The organism is Streptomyces sp. NBC_01288, assembly GCF_035982055.1.
GTDB lineage: Bacteria > Actinomycetota > Actinomycetes > Streptomycetales > Streptomycetaceae > Streptomyces.
Genome location: NZ_CP108427.1, coordinates 7,297,998 through 7,315,954 on the forward strand (window position 1 = coordinate 7,297,998; position 17,957 = coordinate 7,315,954).

Genomic DNA, 17,957 nt, shown 5'->3' on the forward strand with positions numbered 1-17,957 from the left:
AGTTCAGGAGCACTCGAACCACACCGTCTTCCCGCCTCCGGCCGCCCGGGTCACCCCCCACTTGTCCGTCACCGCGTCCAGGATCACGAGCCCGCGCCCGTTCTCCGACTCGGCGTCGAAGTCGGTGTGCAGGTCCGGGAGTTGGGAGGAGCTGTCGCTCACCTCGACGCGTACGCCGGCCGTCTGGCACAGCAACAGCAGTCCGCAGCGCCGGTCCGGAACATGCCGTACGACATTGGCGACCAGCTCCGTCATGGCGAGTTCGACGGTGTCGGACAGCTCCGGCATGCCCCACTCCAGGAGGAACGAGCGGACGATACGGCGGATGTGCCGGGCCGAGTGTTCACCCACGGTGAGGTGCATGACGTACTGCCGGCGGTGGGGAACGGCCAGCATGGCGGGGGGAATTGGTTCGTTCACACTACGAGACTGGCGCCCCGTCGCTACCCTCGGCAATGGCATGAATACAACCCGTTTACGGGTGCGCATTGTCGGGAGACGGAGACAGGGGGCTTCGCGTGCACATCGCTACGCTTGATCCAGGGGCGTCGCCGCTGGACTACTACGGCTACGAGTTGCGCCGCTATCGGGAAGCGGCCGGTCTCACCCAACGCCAGCTCGGCGTCATCATCAACTACACCGGGTCATTGATCGGCCAGATCGAGACGGCCAAGAAGCTCCCCACGCTGGAGTTCAGCAGGCAGATCGACGCCGCACTCAACACCGGTGGGCTGCTGACCCGGTTGCTCGATCTGGTGCTGCGCAGTCAACTCCCTTCCTGGTTCCGGCAGGTGGCCGAGTTGCAGGCGCGGGCTGTCGAGATCCTCAGCTTCGAGACGCACATGATCCACGGTCTCCTCCAGACCGAGGCGTACGCGCGTGCCGTGCTCGGTGCGCTGGACCAGGGCAACCTCGACGACCGCACCGCAGTGCGGCTGGCTCGGCAGAACATCTTCGAGAAGGAGGAGCCGCCCATCTTCTGGGCGATCCTCAGCGAGTCCGCTCTGTACCAACAGATCGGTGGACCCGAGGCGATGAGGGGGCAACTCGCGCGCCTGTTGGCATATGAGGACAACCCCCGAGTCAACATCCAGATCCTGCCGTTCGCGGTGGGAGCTCACGCGGGGCTGCAAGGTTCCTTCGACCTCTATCGGTTCGAGAGCGACCCGCCGATCGTCTACACGGAGGGCTATGGCGGCAGCGGGTATCCAACCGCCAACCCAGCCACCGTCAAGAAGTGCTCGCTCCGTTACGATCATCTCCAGGCTGCCGCTCTCTCCATCAAAGACTCGGCGAAGCTGATGCGGCGCGTAATGGAGGAACGTTATGGGGAACAACGCGATGCCGACGGGGACTCAGTGGCGGAAGTCCAGCTACAGCGGTGACGAGGGCGGCAACTGCATAGAGATCGCCGAAACCCCCTGCATCACCACCCTGAACACCACCACCCCCACCACTCTCGCCATCCGCGACTCCAAGACCCCGGCGGGACCGATCCTCACCCTCGGCCCCGCCGCGTTCACGAGCTTCGTCAACTGGTCGGCTACGACGGCTGGTTGACCTCGAAGTAGTAGTCGTGGTCGAGGTCGGCAAGCAGGCCGATCCGGGTCGGGGTCCAGCCGAACCGTTCCCGGGTGACCGTGCTCGTGCCCACCAGGTCGGACGCGTAGAAGTGGCCCAGCCAGCCGAAGTGGGCCCCGGCCTCCTCGACCGGCACGCTCTTCACCGGTAGGTCCAGCCGCTTGCCGATGACCTCGGCGATCTCCCGTACGGGGACGCCCTCGTCGTCGACCGCGTGCAGGACCGTGCCCGCCGAGGCGTTCTCCAGGGCCAGCCGGAACAGCACCGCGGCGTCGTCGCGATGGACGGCGGCCCAGCTGTTCGTGCCGTCTCCGGGGTACGCGGAGACGCCCTTGGCGCGGGCGATCTCGATCACGCCGGGGACGAAGGCGTGATCCCCCTCGCCGTGCACCTGCGGCAGCCGTATCACCGACGAACGGACGCCTCGTGCCGCCGCCGTCAGGGCCGTGACCTCGGCGGGGAGGCGGACCAGGTCGGGGCGGGCGGCGGGGTCGGGTACGTCGTCCTCGGTCCGGCCGTGGCTCATCACGGAGCTGACGACGAGGGGGCGGTCCGAACCCGCGAGGGTCTCCGTGAGCGCCCGCACCGCGCTCAGGTCGATCGCGACGCAGGCGGCGTAGTTCGAGAAGTCGTGGATGAAACCGGTGTGGATCACACCGTCGGACGCCGACGCGCCCGCGCGCAGGGCGTCGAGGTCCTCCAGCGAACCCCGGTGCACCTCCGCCCCGGTCGCCGCGAGACGTTCGGCCGACGCGTCGGAACGCGCCAGGCCCAGCACTTGGTGGCCGTTGTCGAGCAGTTCGCGGACGACCGCGCTGCCCACGAATCCGGTCGCTCCGGTGACGAAAACACGCATGACGAAATCACCCTGATCACAGTCGGGTCGGAACATTCGGTGTGCCTTCAGCCTGCGCCCGCCGCACCCCGCCCGTCCAAGACCGACTCCGGAAGACGTGATTCATTTCCGGTATCAGCGCAGCTCGCGCGGTTGCGGCGTCGTACAGTCGAGGTATGAGTGACCTGGATCTGCGCCTCGTGCGCTGCTTCACCGTCGTCGCCGAGGAACTGCACTTCGGGCGGGCGGCGGCCGTGCTCCACCTCGCGCAGCCGTCCCTCAGTCGTCATGTCCGGCGCCTGGAGAGCGAGTTGGGCGTGCGGCTCTTCGACCGGACCGCGCAGGGCACTCAACTCACCGAAGCGGGGCGGGCGTTCCTGCCCCGGGCCCAGGCGCTGTTGCGGTCGGCGGCGGAGGCGGTGGCCGTGGTGCGGGAGGTCGGGCAGCCCAGCCGGGGCGTCGTCGGGTTCATGACCGGGCTGATCATCACCCCGGCGGTGCGTGCCCTGCGCGCCGGGCACCCGGAGGCCGACGTGCACAGCCGCTTCCTCGGCTGGGGCGAGTTGCCGTCCGCCCTGCTGGAGCACCGGGTCGACGTGGTGGTGGGCCGACTCCCGTTCGCCACCGAGGGGTTGAGCGTCAGCGTCCTCTGCGAGGAGCCCCGGATGCTGCTGATGCCGGTCGGCCACCGGCTGGCCGGCAAGGAGCGCGTCAGCATCGACGACATCGCCGACGAGCCCGTACCCCGGTTCCCCGACGAGGAGTTCAACGCGTTCTGGCGCGTCGACCCCCGCCCGGACGGCCGCCCCGCGCCGGACGGGCCGTTCGTCCGGGAGCTGGAGGACAAGCTCGAAGTCATCGCGGCGGGCGAGGCGGTGGCGATCGTTCCGGCGGGCGCCGTCAGAAAGGGCCTGCGGCTCGATCTGACGACGGTCCCGATCGACGGCGTGGCCCCGGTCCCGGTCGTGCTGGCCGTCCGTGCGGGCGAGGAGCGCCGCCCACTCCTCGCGGCCTTCCGCGCCTGCGCCGAGGAGCACCTGCACCCCGACAACTGGCTTGCTACAGCCGCTGAATGATCGTTCCGGTCGCCAGCGCCCCGCCCGCGCACATCGTGATCAGCGCGAACTCCTTGTCGGAGCGCTCCAGTTCGTGAAGAGCCGTGGTGATCAGCCGCGCGCCCGTCGCCCCGACCGGATGACCGAGGGCGATCGCACCGCCGTTCACGTTGACCTTCTCCAGGTCCTGGCCGAAGACCTGCGCCCAGCTCAACACCACGGACGCGAACGCCTCGTTGATCTCGACGATGTCGATGTCCTTGAGCGTCATGCCCGCCTTGCCGAGCACGGCCCGCGTCGCGTCGATCGGCCCGTCGAGGTGGTAGTGCGGGTCCGATCCAACCAGCGCCTGAGCCACTATCCGCGCCCGGGGCCGCAGCTTCAGCGCCCGCGCCATCCGCTTCGACGCCCACATGATCGCGGACGCCCCGTCGCTGATCTGCGAGGAATTGCCCGCCGTGTGCACAGCAGTTGGCATGACCGGCTTCAGCCGCGCCAGCGCCTCCATCGAGGTGTCGCGCAGGCCCTCGTCGCGGTCGACGAGCCGCCACATGCCGTGCCCGGCGCGCTGCTCGTCCTCCGTCGTCGGCACCTGGACGGCGAACGTCTCCTTCTTGAAGCGTTCCTCGGACCAGGCGATGGCCGCCCGCTCCTGCGAGATCAGGCCGAGCGAGTCGACGTTCTCGCGGGTCAACTGCCGGTTGCGGGCGATGCGTTCGGCGGCCTCGAACTGGTTGGGCAGGTCCACGTTCCACTCGTCCGGGAACGGCTTCCCGGGTCCGTGCTTCGACCCCGACCCCAGCGGCACCCGTGACATCGCCTCGACGCCACAGCTGATCCCGACGTCGATGACGCCCGCCGCGATCATGTTGGCGGTCATGTGCGAGGCCTGCTGCGAGGAGCCGCACTGACAGTCGACCGTCGTGGCCGCCGTCTCGTACGGCAGCCCCATGGCCAGCCAGGCGTTGCGCGCGGGGTTCATGGACTGTTCGCCGGCATGGGTCACCGTGCCGCCGACGACCTGCTCGACGCAGTCGGCGTGAATGCCGGTGCGGCCGAGGAGTTCACGGTAGGTCTCGCCCAGGAGATAGGCGGGGTGCAGGTTGGCGAGCGCTCCGCCGCGCCTGCCGATGGGGGTGCGTACGGCTTCCACGATGACGGGTTCCGCGACCATGGGACACGTCCTCTCCTCGTACACCGCGCGGCGCGGGCGTCCCGGCCACCCGCCACGCAAACTAGTACGCGTTCTAGTTCTGTGTGCAGTCTGCTGACAGGCCGTCCACAACCGCAAGGGTCGTGCAGGGAATTCGACTTGCCGTGCCTCTTGCGACTTGTAGAACCCGTTATTACCTTCACGGGCGTCCTACGTTCCTGATGGACCGTCAGAAGCCATCGGTACTCAGCCGGAGTCACTCATGCCCTGTCCAGCTCTCCCCGACGGGTTCGACTTCACCGACCCGGACCTGCTCCACCACCGCGTCCCGCTACCGGAGTTCGCCGAACTGCGCGCGGCCGAGCCGGTGCGCTGGATACCGCAGCCCCTCAACATCGCCGGGTTCCAGGACGAGGGCTACTGGGCCGTGACCCGGCACGCCGACGTCCGGTACGTCTCCACCCACCCGGAGATCTACTCCTCGACCGTCAACACGGCGATCATCCGCTTCGGCGAGCACATGACGCGCGACGCGCTCGACGTCCAGCAGCTGATCCTGCTCAACATGGACCCGCCCGAGCACACCCGCGTCCGCCAGATCGTCCAACGCGGCTTCACACCAAGGGCGATCCGCGCGCTGGAGGAACGCCTGCGCGACCGGGCCCACTCGATCGTGGCGGGCGCCCGCGCCCACTCCGGCCCCTTCGACTTCGTCACCGAGGTCGCCTGCGAACTGCCCCTCCAGGCCATCGCCGAACTCATCGGCATCCCGCAGGAGGACCGCGTCAAGATCTTCGAGTGGTCCAACAAGATGATCGCGTACGACGATCCCGAGTACGCCATCACGGAAGAGGTCGGCGCCGAGTCCGCCGCCGAACTCATCGCCTACGCCATGGGAATGGCCGCCGAGCGCAAGCGGTGCCCGGCCCACGACATCGTCAGCACCCTGGTCGCCGCCGAGGACGAGGGCAACCTGAACTCCGACGAGTTCGGCTTCTTCGTGCTGATGCTCTCGGTCGCCGGGAACGAGACGACCCGCAACGCCATCACCCACGGCATGCACGCGTTCCTCACCCACCCCGAGCAGTGGGAGCTGTACAAGCGGGAGCGCCCGTCGACCGCCGCCGAGGAGATCGTCCGCTGGGCCACCCCGGTCAACGCCTTCCAGCGCACGGCGACCCAAGACACCGAACTCGGCGGCAAGTTGATCAAAAAAGGCGACCGCGTCGGCATCTTCTACGCCTCCGCCAACCACGACCCCGAGGTCTTCGAGAACCCGGACCAGTTCGACGTCATGCGCGACCCGAACCCGCACCTCGGCTTCGGCGGCGGGGGCCCGCACTACTGCCTCGGCAAGTCCCTCGCGGTCCTGGAGATCGACCTGATCTTCAACGCGATCGCGGACGCGATGCCCGACCTGACGCTGACGGGCGACCCGCGCCGGCTGCGCTCGGCATGGATCAACGGGGTCAAAGAGCTTCAGGTGACCGCCGGTTGAGGTGACCCCCGGTCGACCTCACAGCTCGGGCCGGCGGCATCCCGGCGCCGCCGGCCCGTCCCCTGCTCATGTCCGCAAGGCTGTCGCCTACTTCCGTACGGCGAACTTCATCAGCTCCCGCTCGTCACCCTGCTTGATCTTGCCGGTCTCGTTGATGACCTGGAGCTTCCAACTCCCGCCCTCCCGGACCGCCTTGGCGACCGCGCAGCTGTTGTGGTCGCTGAGCAGGTTGGGCCAGATCTCGGCGACCTGCTGGGTGCTGCCGCCCGTGGCGTCGTAGACCTTGAAGGCGATGTTGCGTGCCTTCTGGAAGGAACTGCCCTTCTTGTAGGCGGCGGCCACGAACACGATCGACGTGATGTTGCCGGGTATCCGCGCGAGGTCGACGGTCACCGTCTCGTCGTCGCCCTCGCCCTTGCCGGTCTGGTTGTCGCCGCTGTGCACCAACGAGCCGTTGCCCAGCGGGTCCACGGAGTCGAGCCCCGCGAGCCGCACCGGGTCCTGACCCTGCATCGCGATGGCGATGAGATCGAGGTCCGTACCTGCCTTCTGGCGCAGCTTCCCGATGAAGCCGCCGCTGCTGCCGACGGTCGGGTCCCAGGACGCCCCGATCTCCAGATGGGTCACTCCGTCCAGATCCGCCGGACCGTCTTCCTTCGTGAGCGTGATCATGCGTGATCGATCCTTTTGATCGTGGGACTCAGACGCACGAATTCTGCCTTCTTTACCGGGCTTTGGGCTACTCCCGTCCGGATGCGGTCATAGCGAACAACCCGGCGGCCAGGGCCGCGAGCAGGAGCGGGTAGCGCAGGCCGTGGTGCAGCGTGAGCCAGGCGCCGAGGACCGCGCCCGCGACCATGCCGACGACCGCCAGGCCGCGGCGGAGCGAACCGGGGCCCCAGCCGTTGCCCGCGACCGAGTCGGCGACCAGCGCGGTCAGGGTCGACGTCAGGACCGTGGTGGTCGAGATGTCGGCGACCTTGAGCGTGCGGACCGCCGCGTTGCGCAGTCCCATCGCGAAGGCGGTGAGGGCGATGAGGGGGTAGGTGGTGGCATGGTTCCCCGGCGCGGCGAAGGCGATGACGGCCGCCACACCCACCAGCACCGCCTCCGCGCCGAGACTCACCCGGGCCCAGGTGCGCCGCGACCCGGTGTCCATCCGCACCGAGATCCGGCCCCCGGCCACCACGCCCACGAGGAAGGCGCCGAGGGAGGTGAGGTTGTGGAGCACCGAGAACCCGGGCGCCCCGGCGGCGGCGAAGCCCAGGACCACCACATTGCCGGTCATGTTCGCGACGAAGACATGCCCGAGGCCCAGATAGCTGACGGCGTCGATGAGCCCGCTGACCACGGTCAGCCCCAGCAGCACGGCCACCAGCCGCACTCCGCGCGCTTCACGGTCGTAGGACTTGGATGGTGTGTTCTCGGCCATGAACGCAATGTAGCGGCGGCCCCCGGTGTGCCGGGGACCGCCGCTGTGTGGTGCGTGTGTGGAGCCGGTGATCAGTACCAGCCGTTGGACTGCCAGAAGCTCCAGGCGGCCGTGGGGCTGCCGTAGCGGGAGTTCATGTAGTCCAGGCCCCACTTGATCTGGGTGGCGGCGTTGGTCTTCCAGTCGGAGCCGGCCGAGGCCATCTTCGAGCCCGGGAGGGCCTGGACCAGGCCGTAGGCGCCGGAGGAGGAGTTCGTGGCGGTGACGTTCCAGCCGCTCTCGTGCTCGACGATCTTGCTGAACGCGTTGTACTGCGCGGCGCTCGGGATCATCTTGTGCGCGACCGACTGAGCGGAGGAGGCGGAGGTCGTCGCGGCCTGGGCGGGAGCCGAGGTCAGCACGAGACCGGTGGTGGCGGCGGCCAGAGCGGCGGCGGTCAGGGCCTTCTTCGGGGAGGCGATGCGAGCGACGATGCGGGAGACGGACACGGAGAACCTGTTTCTTCGGGGACAGAGGCGTCGTACGCCTGCCGGTGTCACGCGGTGCGCGGCGGGGGCAATGCGTCGGCGCCGAGGCCCGTGAGGACTCGTCGGCGCCGTGCGACTGCTCCAGAGAAACACTCTCGATCCGTGTCCGCAAAGACCCCTTTTACTAGTTGTGGTCGCATGTGGGTGAAAGGTGAACTGTGTGACCTGGCTCTCAAACCCCAGGTCAGAGGGTGTTTGGGACGCGTACATGACACCCCTAAACACTACTAATCCAAGTAGTTCGTGACATGGGTCATGTGGGCCGCTTCACCACCTCTGTCACGGCCGGTGCGCGCCGCCTCACGCAGGGGTTAGATTTCTGGCCATGCCGGCCAGGGGGAACGCGACGGGGAAGCTGATCGGCTCCGGCCGTACCGCGGACGTGTACGAGATAGACGAGGCGTGGGTGCTGCGCCGCAATCGGGAGGACTGGGGGGACGTGGCGGCCGAGGGCGCGGTGATGGAACACGTGCGGGCCCACGGCTATCCCGTGCCCCGGGTGCGCACGGAGGGCTCGGGCGCCTCACGCACCTCGCGTACCGATCTCGTGATGGAGCGGCTGACCGGGCCCACCATGGTGGAGGCACTCGTCACGGGCGCGATCGACGCGGTGGAGGCGGGGACCGTGCTCGCTTCCCTGCTGCGGCGGTTGCACGCGATCCCCGGTCGGCGGCCCGGAACCCGGGTGCTGCACCTCGACCTGCACCCGGAGAACGTGATCCTCACCCCGGACGGGCCCCGCGTCATCGACTGGGGTACGGCGGAGGACGGTGACCCCGGGCTGGACTGGGGGCTCTCCGCGATCATCCTCGCCCAGGTCGCCGTGGACGACGACCAGCCGGTCGCCGAACCGGCGCGCGCGTTGCTCGTCTCGCTGCTCGCGGATCCCTCCGGGCTCACGGGGGAGGGGTTGGCCGAGGCGCGGAGGAGGCGGGCGGTCAATCCGACGATGACTGCGCGTGAGGTCGAACTGCTGGGTGTCGCGGAGGAGTTGGTGCGGTCGGTCGCGCTTCTGCCGTAGCGATGGAGGAGGCCAGGAGGGCGAGCTTGTCCGCCGCGTCGGTGCCGGGGTCCGGGTGGTAGACGACGAGGGTCTGGCCCGGGGCGCCGTCGATGCTCAGGCGTTCGCGGTTGAGTTGGAGGCCGCCGACCTGGGGGTGGGCGAGGTGCTTGGGGGCGGCTTCGCAGGCCAGGACGTCGTGGCGGGCCCAGAGATGGCTGAACAGGGGGCTGGCCAGGGAGAGTTCACCGACCAACTCGATGAAACGGGGGTCGTCGGTGTCAGTACCGACGGACTCGCGGAAACCGGCGACCATGCCTCCGGCGGCGCTCTCCCAGTACGGGTACAGGGCCTGCTCGGCGGGGTCGAGGAACAGCGACCGTAGCCGATTGGCCCCTGCGGCGAAGCGCGGGGAGAGCGCGGTCGCGAGGGAGTTGGCGGCCAGGACGTCGAAGTAGCGGCCCTCCACGAGTGCGGGGAGGGGGAGCGTGGCGATGAGCTTGGTGATGCCCGGGGGGACGGTTTCCTTGCGGGGGCGGGGCCTGGTGCGGTGTCGGCGGGGCTTGGCGGCGCCGAGGCGCAGGAGGTGGGCTGTCGCGTCGTCGTCGAGTCGCAGCACGCGGGCTATGGACTCCAGGACCTGTACGGAGGGGTTGCGGTCGCGGCCCTGTTCCAGGCGCAGGTAGTAGTCGGCGCTGATGCCGGCGAGCATCGCGACCTCTTCGCGGCGCAGGCCGGGCACGCGGCGGACCCCGAAGGCGGGGATGCCCGCCTGTTCGGGGGTGACGAGTTCGCGGCGGGCGCGGACGTACTCGCCCAGCGGGTTCGGTTCGTCGGCCATCTCCTCACTGTAAAGCGGCAGGCGGGACGCGTGCCTGGTCCTGTCACCCCCAGGGTCGGCGGGGCACTGGTTGGGGGGTGGGGTGGGCGGCAGCGTTGGCGTCGGCCGGTCGGTGGCCGCTCGGTGGCCACGCCAATGGCCGCTGGATGGCCGGTCGGGTGCGTGCTGATCAGTGCGCAGTCGGCCGAGTGCGTGCCGATCGGCGCGCCGGCCGCCCCGGCTCGGTAACCCCCGTCACCTCACCAAGGAGCACAGTCATGTCTACCTATCTGCTGGTACACGGCGCCTGGCACAGCGGGCAGGCCTGGGACCGGGTGGTCCCGCTGCTGACGGCTGCCGGACACCGGGTGCTCGCCCCGTCCCTCACCGGGTACGGCGACAAGGCGCACCTGCTCGGCCCCGAGGTCGGCCTCGACACCCACGTCGACGACGTCGTCGGGCTGATCACCGAGGAGGACCTCACGGACGTGGTCCTCGTGGGGCACAGCTACGCCGGGCTGGTCGTCTCCGGCGTGGCCAACACGCTCCCGGACCGGATCGCCCAACTCGTCTACCTCGACGCGATGGTCCCGGTGGACGGCGAGCGCGCGACCGACCTGCTGCCCGTGACCCAGGTCCTGATCGACCTGGCCGCGCAGTCCGACACCCCCTGGCGGATTCCGCCGCTGCCCGAACTCCCGCCGCCCGGTGGCCTGTTCGGGGTCACCGATCCGGCGGACGTGGCCTGGCTGCGCACGATCATCTCGGACCAGCCGGCGCTGTGCCTCCAGCAACCCGTACGGCTGGACAACCCCGCCGCGAACGCGATCCCCCGCACCCACATCCACTGCGTGGGCAGCGAACCGGAAGGCTTCGAGCGGCGACCCGTCCCCGCGACCCAGCCCAACGGCACCCCGGCCCAGGTGTGGGAACTGGAGACCGGCCACGACTGCATGATCACCAAGCCGACCGAACTCGCCGAGCTGCTTCTCAAGTTGGGCTGAACCGGACGAGGGGGCGCTGCGCCAACCGGGAGTTGATCAGCCTTCGATCACCTCGCGTCCAAATGGGGCTGCAAGCGGTCATAAAGTACGGCCGTTTTGGCGGTGTTGCGCCTGTTTCGGGCAGCCGTGGACCGCGTTCCGGGACACGCGCGTGGAGTCGGTGGCGTACGGACACACTGGGCCTCGTGCCGGACACGACTCACCCGAACCCCGGGAACCTCGGGAATCTGCCGCCCGAGACCCATAGTTTCGTCGGGCGGCGCGACGAACTCGCCCTGCTTCAGGCCTTGTTGGACCCGGGCTCCGGGCAGGCGGGCCGGTTGGTGAGTGTGGTCGGGGTGGGCGGGGTCGGCAAGACCCGGCTCGCCCTGCGCGCGGCGGCGGGGGTCAAGGACGCCTACCCCGACGGTGTGTGGCTGACCGAGCTGTCCCCCCTGCACACCCCCGGACTCGTCGACCTCGCGGTCATGGAGACCCTCCGGCTCGCCGACCAGTCCACCCGTCCGGTGATCGACGTCATCGCCGAATGGGCGCACGGCAAAAGGCTGTTGCTCGTCCTCGACTCCTGCGAGCACCTCCTCGCCGACTGCGCCAAGGTCGCCGCCGCGCTGCTGGCCCGCGCGCCCGAGCTGCGCATCCTCGTCACCAGCCGCGAACGGCTCGCCCTGCCCGGCGAGGAGGTCCTCTACCTCGAACCGCTCCCCGTGGACGGCGGCATCGGTGACGGTACCGGCGAGAGTGCCGCCGCCGGTGACGCCGTGGCCCTGTTCGCCGAGCGCGCCGCCGACGCCGGGCGGCCGTTGAGCGAGGACGACGTGGCCGGCCGTGCCATCGCCGCCGCCGTCTGCCGTCGCCTCGACGGCATCCCCCTCGCCCTCGAACTCGCCGCCGCCCGCCTCGCCGACCTCACCCTCGACCAACTCCACGCCCGGCTCGGCGAACGCCTGCCCTCGCCCTCCGATCTGCCGTCGACCCTGGACCTGTTGACCTCCGCCCCCGGTGAACGCCCGCCCCGCCACCAGACGTTGCGCACCGCCATCGGCTGGAGCCACGAACTCTGCGCCCCGCTCGAACGCCTGCTGTGGGCCCGGCTCTCCGTCTTCACCGGCGGGTTCTGCGCGGAGACCGCCCAACAGGTGTGCGCGGGCGGGCCGTTGGCCCCGGAGCGGATTCCCGGGCTGCTCGCCCGGCTCGTCGCGCAGTCCATCGTGCTGCCCGACCCCGTCATCTCGGCCCGCTACCGGATGCTCGACACCGTCCGCGAGTACGGCACCGACTGGCTGTACGCGCTGGGTGAGGAACGTGCCGTACGGCGACGCCACCGCGAGCACTACGCCCGCCTCGCCCATCAGGGCTGCGCCGAGTGGAACACCGGGCGGCAGGTCGCCTGGTGCGAGCGGGTGCTGAGCGAACACGCCGACTTCCGGGCGGCGGTCGAGAGCGCGCTCGCCGAACCGGACCGTACGGCGGCCGTGGAGATGGCGGGCCATGTCGGGTTCCTGTGGCGACACTGCGGCTACCTCCGCGAGGCCCAGGCCTGCCTGGACCAGGCCCTCGCCGCCGACCCGCCGCCCGGCCACGGCCGCACCCTCGCCCTGTGGTCGCGCGGCGCCGTCGCCATCCTCCAGGGCGACCAGGAGGCGGCGGCCAACTGGGCGGTCCGCTGCGCCGACGCGGCCCGCGAACAGGGTTCCCGGGTCGCGATGGTCGCCGCCGTGTACGTGCGGGGCGGTCAACTGGCCCTCACCAGCCGCCTCGCCGAGGCGATCGACGTCCTCGCCGCCGCACCCCAACTCCCGATCCAGGACGACGCGTTCGGAGCCGCCCAGCTCCAGGTCCGGCTCGCGCTCTCCCTCGCGCTCGTCCTGCGCGGCGAGTACGGGCGGGGCCGCGAGGTCGCCGACGAGGTGCGCACGGCCAGCCGGAAGCAGGGCGAGTACTGGTGCGGGGCCTACGCCGACTACCTGATCGCCCAGGCGGACCTGGGGCGCGGTGACATACCGGCCGCGGTGCACGGCGCCCGCACCTCGATCGCGGGCCACGCCCTGCTGCACAACACGGCCGGCGCGGCCATGTCCCTCGACCTCCTGGCCGCCGCCGTCGTCGCGACCGGCGCCGCCCACCGCGCCGCCCGCCTCCTCGGCATCGGCACCCGGCTCTGGGAACTGACCGGCCGCGCCCAGATGGACTCCCCGGACCTCATCGCCACCCGCCGCACCTGCGAACTCCGCGTCCGCGAACACCTCGGCGACGACGCCTACGGGACGGGATACCGGGAGGGCCTGGCGATGTCGTACGACGAGGGGATCGCGTACGCGAGCAGTCGTTCAGCTGGTCAGTGACGTGGGGTGGGGCCGCCGAACGGCAGGAACAGGGTCCGGGTGTCGATCAGCCAAGTCCCGTCCACCTGGCGGAAGTTGTCCTCGTAGTGCCCGACCTGGACCGGGGGGCCGGCGGGGACCATGCCGCCGTGATGGCCGTCGACGCGGTACGTCGTGAAGTACGCGGTCGAGATCGCCGTGCCGGGGGAGGTGAGGGTGACCAGGACGTTCGACATCAGGCGGCGCGACAGCCGACCGGCGGGGCGTGCGCCGAAGTACTTCCGCAGCGCCTCCCGCCCCTCGACCGCTCTGTCCCCCTCCGGCCACTCCCAGCGGCCGTCCTCCGTGAACAGCCCGGCGACGGAGGCCGGGTCACCGAGATCGAGGCGGCGGACGAAGTCCAGGATGACGCGCTCACAGGCACGTTCGGCGAGAAGGCGTTGCAAAGGGTCAAGGTCCATGCGGTCGTTGGTACCAGCCGCACCCCTCGCCCCACGACCGATTTATGCCCGCGCCGGAATGGCGTCCGTGACCGGACTACACCGCCACGTACGTCACCGGTTCGCTCCCCGTCCGCTCCTCCGCCTGGCCCAGTTTGACCAGTCGGCGGAGGTGCGCCTCGGCCTCCGAGACCGCGATGTTCCGTGACTGGTACGGGATTTGGGCCCAGGGCCGGTTCCACTCCATCCGCTCGGCGACCTGCCAGGGCGTGAGCGGTTCGGAGAGGAGGGAGAGGAGGTCGGCCAGGCGGTCCTCGTGGTGGGCGAGCAACTCCCTTACGCGACCGGCCGCGTCGGTGAACGTGTGCTGGTGGGCCGGAAGCACCTCCGCCGGGGCCAGCCGGCCGATCCGCTCCAGCGAGTCGAGGTAGTCGCCGAGCGGATCGGGGAGTGTGTCGTCGTTCGGGTCCTCGTACAGGCCGATGTGCGGGGTGATCTCCGGGAGCAGATGATCGCCGGAGAACAGGCGTCCGTGGCCCGGGAGTTGGGCCGGGTGGTCCTCCTCCAGGTGCAGGCAGACGTGGCCTGGGGTGTGGCCCGGGGTCCAGATCGCGCGCAGCCGTCGCCCGGCCAGGTCGAGGAGTTCGCCGGGGACGATCTCCCGGTCGGGGAGGGCGGGCGCGAGTCCCGGCACACTGCGCGGGCGTGCGGCACGCAGGGGTGCGAGGTGCTCCTCGGGGGCACCGGCCGCCGTGAGCTTCGCCGTCATGTACGCCAGCCAGCGCCCCGGTTGGGTCGAACGGGCCCGCCGTACGATCGCCGTGTCCGCCGCGTGCATCGCGAGCCACGCCCCGGACGCCTCGCGCACCTGCCCGGACAGGCCGTGGTGGTCGGGGTGGTGGTGGGTGATGACCACGCCGTGGACCTCGTCGACGGACGTCCCGCAGGCCGCCAGGCCCGCGACCAGGGTGTCCCACGAGGCCGGGTCGTCCCAGCCCGTGTCGACCAGGACCGGTCCGCGGTCGGTGTCGACGACGTAGACGAGGGTGGTCCCCAACGGGTTGTCGGGGATGGGGACTTCGATGGAGCGAACGCCGCCGCCGTGGTCGTGGACCTGCCCCATGGACGTCATGGACTCCCCAATCGCCGCCTTCCGGCCACTATACGTGGACTCCATCGACCGGAACTGGTATTCAGTCTTCGTATCTGATGGATCGTCAGACAGCGGTACCGGGGAGGCGTTCGGCCATGACAGAGCTCGTGGAACACCGACAGCTGTTCATCGGCGGGGAGTTGACCGACCCCCTGGGCAAGGACGTCATCGAGGTGATCTCCCCGCACAGCGAGGAGGTCATCGGACGCGTCCCGCACGCGTCGAGGGAGGACGTGGACCGGGCGGTAGCCGTGGCCCGCAGGGCCTTCGACGAAGGGCCCTGGCCCCGCACGACCCTCGACGAACGGATCGCGGTCGTCACCCGCATCAAGGACGCGATCGCCGCCCGGTACGAGGAGATCGGCCGCGTCATCTCCTCAGAGAACGGGTCGCCGTACTCCTGGAGCATCCTCGGACAGGCCCTCGGCGCGATGATGGTCTGGGACGCGGCGATCACCGTCGCGAAGGGCTTCACCTACGAGGAGCTGCGCGACGGAGTCCTCGGCAAGATCCTCGTCCGCCGGGAGCCAGTTGGGGTGGTCGCGGCCGTAGTCCCGTGGAACGTCCCGCAGTTCGTGGCGGCCGCCAAACTCGCCCCGGCGCTGCTCACCGGCTGCACGGCGATCCTCAAGCCGTCGCCCGAATCGCCCCTGGACGCCTACCTGTTGGGTGAGATAGCGAAGGAGGCGGGCCTCCCGGACGGCGTCCTGTCCATCCTCCCGGCCGACCGCGAGGTCAGTGAGTACCTCGTCGGACACCCCGGCATCGACAAGGTCTCCTTCACCGGTTCGGTCCCGGCCGGCAAGCGCGTGATGGAGGTCGCGGCCCGCCATCTCACCCGCGTGACACTGGAGTTGGGCGGCAAGTCGGCGGCGATCGTCCTGCCCGACGCGGACATCACCACCGCCGTCCCCGGCATCGTCTCGTCCGCCTGGATGAACAACGGCCAGGCGTGCGTCGCCCAGACCCGCATCCTCGTACCGCGCTCGCGCTACGACGAGTTCGCGGACGCGTTCGCGGCGGCGGCGAGCACCCTCGTCGTCGGCGACCCGCTCGACCCGGCCACCCAGGTAGGCCCGCTGGTCACCAAGCGCCAACAACAACGGAACCTCGACTACATCCGCATAGGCCAGGAGGAAGGCGCCAAAATCCTTACGGGCGGCGGCCGTCCACCCGGCCTGGACCACGGCTGGTACGTCGAACCGACCCTCTTCGGAGACGTCGACAACTCCATGCGCATCGCCCGCGAGGAGATCTTCGGCCCGGTCATCTGCCTCCTCCCGTACGGCGACGAGACCGAGGCCGTGAAGATCGCGAACGACTCCGACTACGGCCTGAGCGGCAGCGTCTGGACGGGAGACGTGGCCCACGGCATCGACATCGCCCGCCAGGTCCGCACCGGCACCTACAACGTCAACACCTTCAGCCTCGACATGCTCGGCCCCTTCGGCGGCTACAAGAACAGCGGCCTGGGACGGGAGTTCGGACCCGAGGGCTTCTCCGAGTTCCTCGAACACAAGATGATCCACCTCCCGGCCGGCTGGGAGGGGTGACCGGGATGGGGGTACCTCCCGCGCGAGCGTATTCGAGCGTGGGGGCGGGCGACCGCTGGCAGGTAGAGGTCGACCGCTCCATCTGCATCGGCTCGGCCCAGTGCACCCACCAGGCCCCCGGCCGCTTCCACCTCGACGCGGCCATGCAGTCCCACCCCGCCGAACCGGAGACCGACGCCAACGAGAGGATCATCGCGGCGGCGGAGGGGTGCCCGGTGGAGGCCATCATGATCACGTTGCTGGGGAGCGGGGAGCCGGTGTTCCCGCCGGAGGAGTAACTCGCCCTGGTTCAGGGCTGGGCGGACTAGCCGGGCTGGAGCGTGGCGAACAGCGCTCGGACCCGGGTGCCGTCGGCCTGTGTCCAGGCGCCGGTGATCTGGCCGATCGTGTCCTCGGGGGGTGTGGAGCCGGGGGTCAGTACTCGGTGCAGCCGTAGGGTCGGGCCGTCCGGTACGGCGAACTCGGTGGTCTCGGCGGTGTCGGTCGGGGCGCCCAGGGCGGGGACGGGTGCCGTACCGGTCCAGGAGCGGGCGACCTCGCGGTCCAGGGTGTGGGAGACGCTCTGCGCCTGCGCCTCCACCCGGCCCTCGACGAACGCCGTCAACCCGGCGGTCAGCACCGGGTCGTGGCAGCCGTCGTAGACCCAGCGCGGACCGAGCACGCCGTGCTCCATCGTGCCGACGAGGGCGTGTTCGGCGCCGGGGAGCGGGGCGGCCCGGTAGGTGAGCGGTACGAGGTAGGCGCCCGGGCCGTCGGTGACGACCATGAACTCGATGCCGACCTCGCCTTCGGGGTCGTCGAGGCGGAAGCCGCCGGACTTCACCAACTCCGGTTCGGCGGGGCCGTGATACCAGGCGCGGGTGGGCAGCCAGGGGGTGAGGAGTTCGAGTTTGGTGGGCTTGACGTAGGTCTGGTGGATGACAGCCATGGGGGGATTATCGGTCCCCGGCCCCGTCCGGCTCAGTCAGATCGATCAATCGGCAGACCGTCTCGATGTCGATCTTCACCTGGGCGATGGACGCGCGGCCCGAGAGCCAGGTGATCAACGCCGAGTGCCAGGTGTGCTCGATGACCCGGACCGCCGACAGCTGCTCGGGCGTGGGGTGTTCGAGGCCCATCGCGTCCAGGATGATCACCGTGGTCTGGCGGGAGACCTGGTCGACCTCGGGGGAGACGCTGCGGTCCGCGAAGGTCAGCGCGCGGACCATCGCGTCGGCGAGGTGCGGCTCGCGCTGGAGCGCGCGGAAGGCCCGCATCAACGTCTCCGCGACCCGCTCGGCAGCCGTGTCACCGCCCGGCGGCTTCTTGCGGAGCGTGCCGTGCATGTGTTCCAACTGGTCCTGCATCGTGGCGACCAGCAGATGCACCTTGGACGGGAAGTACCGGTACAGCGTGCCGAGCGCGACCTGCGAGGACTCCGCGACCTCCCGCATCTGCACCGCGTCGAAACCGCCCCGGCTGGCCAGCTGGGCGCTCGCGTGCAGGATGCGGCGCCGACGGGCCTCCTGCCGCTCGGTGAGGGGCGGCGAGGTCCGCGCAGTGGCTTCGGGCTTGGCTTGCGCTGACATGGCTCCCGATCCGTGAC

The 17,957-nt window shown here is 70.1% G+C and carries 20 protein-coding genes; 9 read left to right on the plus strand and 11 right to left on the minus strand.

Annotated features, from left to right (window positions below):
• Window positions 1-3: 3 nt before the first annotated feature.
• The gene (locus tag OG194_RS33040; RefSeq protein WP_327404416.1) at window positions 4-396 is read right to left on the minus strand and encodes an ATP-binding protein; all 393 of its coding nucleotides are present in this window, start codon (window positions 394-396) and stop codon (window positions 4-6) included.
• A gap of 122 nt (window positions 397-518) precedes the next feature.
• On the opposite strand from OG194_RS33040, the gene OG194_RS33045 reads away from it, so the two are divergent.
• Both OG194_RS33045 and OG194_RS33050 read left to right on the plus strand, forming a co-directional pair.
• The gene (locus tag OG194_RS33045; RefSeq protein ID WP_327404417.1) at window positions 519-1,385 is read left to right on the plus strand and encodes a helix-turn-helix domain-containing protein; all 867 of its coding nucleotides are present in this window, start codon (window positions 519-521) and stop codon (window positions 1,383-1,385) included.
• Window positions 1,342-1,560: a DUF397 domain-containing protein gene (locus OG194_RS33050; protein WP_327404418.1), complete on the plus strand. Its 219-nt coding sequence runs from the start codon at window positions 1,342-1,344 to the stop codon at window positions 1,558-1,560. The genes OG194_RS33045 and OG194_RS33050 overlap by 44 nt, the downstream gene beginning before the upstream one ends.
• Here OG194_RS33050 and OG194_RS33055 read toward each other — a convergent pair.
• Entirely contained in the window at window positions 1,544-2,437 is an 894-nt protein-coding gene (locus tag OG194_RS33055) for an SDR family oxidoreductase (protein ID WP_327404419.1), read from the minus strand. The two genes, OG194_RS33050 and OG194_RS33055, sit on opposite strands and share 17 nt — an antisense overlap.
• 155 nt (window positions 2,438-2,592) lie before the next feature.
• Here OG194_RS33055 and OG194_RS33060 point away from each other — a divergent pair, with 155 nt between their 5' ends.
• Window positions 2,593-3,492 carry a LysR family transcriptional regulator gene (locus OG194_RS33060; RefSeq protein ID WP_327404420.1) on the plus strand — a complete coding sequence of 300 codons (900 nt, stop codon included), beginning with the start codon at window positions 2,593-2,595 and terminating at the stop codon, window positions 3,490-3,492.
• Here OG194_RS33060 and OG194_RS33065 read toward each other — a convergent pair.
• A complete protein-coding gene (locus OG194_RS33065; RefSeq protein ID WP_327404421.1) occupies window positions 3,476-4,645 on the minus strand; it encodes a steroid 3-ketoacyl-CoA thiolase in 1,170 nt (389 codons plus the stop codon). The two genes, OG194_RS33060 and OG194_RS33065, sit on opposite strands and share 17 nt — an antisense overlap.
• A gap of 241 nt (window positions 4,646-4,886) precedes the next feature.
• Here OG194_RS33065 and OG194_RS33070 point away from each other — a divergent pair, with 241 nt between their 5' ends.
• Complete coding sequence (locus OG194_RS33070) at window positions 4,887-6,122, plus strand: cytochrome P450 (RefSeq protein WP_327404422.1); 1,236 nt, start codon at window positions 4,887-4,889, stop codon at window positions 6,120-6,122.
• An 87-nt stretch (window positions 6,123-6,209) separates the two neighbouring features.
• On the opposite strand, the gene OG194_RS33075 is transcribed toward OG194_RS33070, so the two are convergent.
• The 3 genes from OG194_RS33075 to OG194_RS33085 form a co-directional block, all read right to left on the minus strand.
• Window positions 6,210-6,794, minus strand: coding sequence for a TerD family protein (locus OG194_RS33075; protein WP_327404423.1), 585 nt, complete (start codon window positions 6,792-6,794; stop codon window positions 6,210-6,212).
• A 67-nt stretch (window positions 6,795-6,861) separates the two neighbouring features.
• A complete protein-coding gene (locus OG194_RS33080; protein WP_327404424.1) occupies window positions 6,862-7,554 on the minus strand; it encodes a YoaK family protein in 693 nt (230 codons plus the stop codon).
• 71 nt (window positions 7,555-7,625) lie between these two features.
• Window positions 7,626-8,042, minus strand: a complete 417-nt coding sequence (locus OG194_RS33085; protein WP_327404425.1) for a transglycosylase SLT domain-containing protein — start codon at window positions 8,040-8,042, stop codon at window positions 7,626-7,628.
• A 364-nt stretch (window positions 8,043-8,406) separates the two neighbouring features.
• Between OG194_RS33085 and OG194_RS33090 the strand changes: the two genes are divergently transcribed.
• A complete protein-coding gene (locus OG194_RS33090) occupies window positions 8,407-9,102 on the plus strand; it encodes a phosphotransferase (protein WP_327404426.1) in 696 nt (231 codons plus the stop codon).
• Here the strand turns inward: OG194_RS33090 and OG194_RS33095 are convergent.
• Window positions 9,020-9,922: a helix-turn-helix domain-containing protein gene (locus OG194_RS33095; protein ID WP_327404427.1), complete on the minus strand. Its 903-nt coding sequence runs from the start codon at window positions 9,920-9,922 to the stop codon at window positions 9,020-9,022. The two genes, OG194_RS33090 and OG194_RS33095, sit on opposite strands and share 83 nt — an antisense overlap.
• Window positions 9,923-10,179: 257 nt before the next feature.
• Between OG194_RS33095 and OG194_RS33100 the strand changes: the two genes are divergently transcribed.
• Together OG194_RS33100 and OG194_RS33105 are read left to right on the plus strand one after the other, a co-directional pair.
• The gene (locus OG194_RS33100) at window positions 10,180-10,905 is read left to right on the plus strand and encodes an alpha/beta hydrolase (protein WP_327404428.1); all 726 of its coding nucleotides are present in this window, start codon (window positions 10,180-10,182) and stop codon (window positions 10,903-10,905) included.
• 185 nt (window positions 10,906-11,090) lie between these two features.
• A complete protein-coding gene (locus OG194_RS33105) occupies window positions 11,091-13,247 on the plus strand; it encodes an ATP-binding protein (protein ID WP_327404429.1) in 2,157 nt (718 codons plus the stop codon).
• Here OG194_RS33105 and OG194_RS33110 read toward each other — a convergent pair.
• The gene (locus tag OG194_RS33110; protein WP_327404430.1) at window positions 13,241-13,687 is read right to left on the minus strand and encodes a nuclear transport factor 2 family protein; all 447 of its coding nucleotides are present in this window, start codon (window positions 13,685-13,687) and stop codon (window positions 13,241-13,243) included. The genes OG194_RS33105 and OG194_RS33110 overlap by 7 nt on opposite strands.
• 76 nt (window positions 13,688-13,763) lie before the next feature.
• Window positions 13,764-14,789 carry an MBL fold metallo-hydrolase gene (locus OG194_RS33115; RefSeq protein WP_327407301.1) on the minus strand — a complete coding sequence of 342 codons (1,026 nt, stop codon included), beginning with the start codon at window positions 14,787-14,789 and terminating at the stop codon, window positions 13,764-13,766.
• 125 nt (window positions 14,790-14,914) lie between these two features.
• Here OG194_RS33115 and OG194_RS33120 point away from each other — a divergent pair, with 125 nt between their 5' ends.
• Window positions 14,915-16,372: an aldehyde dehydrogenase gene (locus OG194_RS33120; protein WP_327404431.1), complete on the plus strand. Its 1,458-nt coding sequence runs from the start codon at window positions 14,915-14,917 to the stop codon at window positions 16,370-16,372.
• A gap of 5 nt (window positions 16,373-16,377) precedes the next feature.
• Window positions 16,378-16,650, plus strand: a complete 273-nt coding sequence (locus OG194_RS33125; protein WP_327404432.1) for a ferredoxin — start codon at window positions 16,378-16,380, stop codon at window positions 16,648-16,650.
• 26 nt (window positions 16,651-16,676) lie between these two features.
• Here OG194_RS33125 and OG194_RS33130 read toward each other — a convergent pair whose 3' ends face one another.
• Together OG194_RS33130 and OG194_RS33135 are read right to left on the minus strand one after the other, a co-directional pair.
• A complete protein-coding gene (locus OG194_RS33130) occupies window positions 16,677-17,300 on the minus strand; it encodes a maltokinase N-terminal cap-like domain-containing protein (RefSeq protein WP_327404433.1) in 624 nt (207 codons plus the stop codon).
• A gap of 7 nt (window positions 17,301-17,307) precedes the next feature.
• Entirely contained in the window at window positions 17,308-17,940 is a 633-nt protein-coding gene (locus OG194_RS33135) for a TetR family transcriptional regulator (protein ID WP_327404434.1), read from the minus strand.
• Window positions 17,941-17,957: the final 17 nt, after the last annotated feature.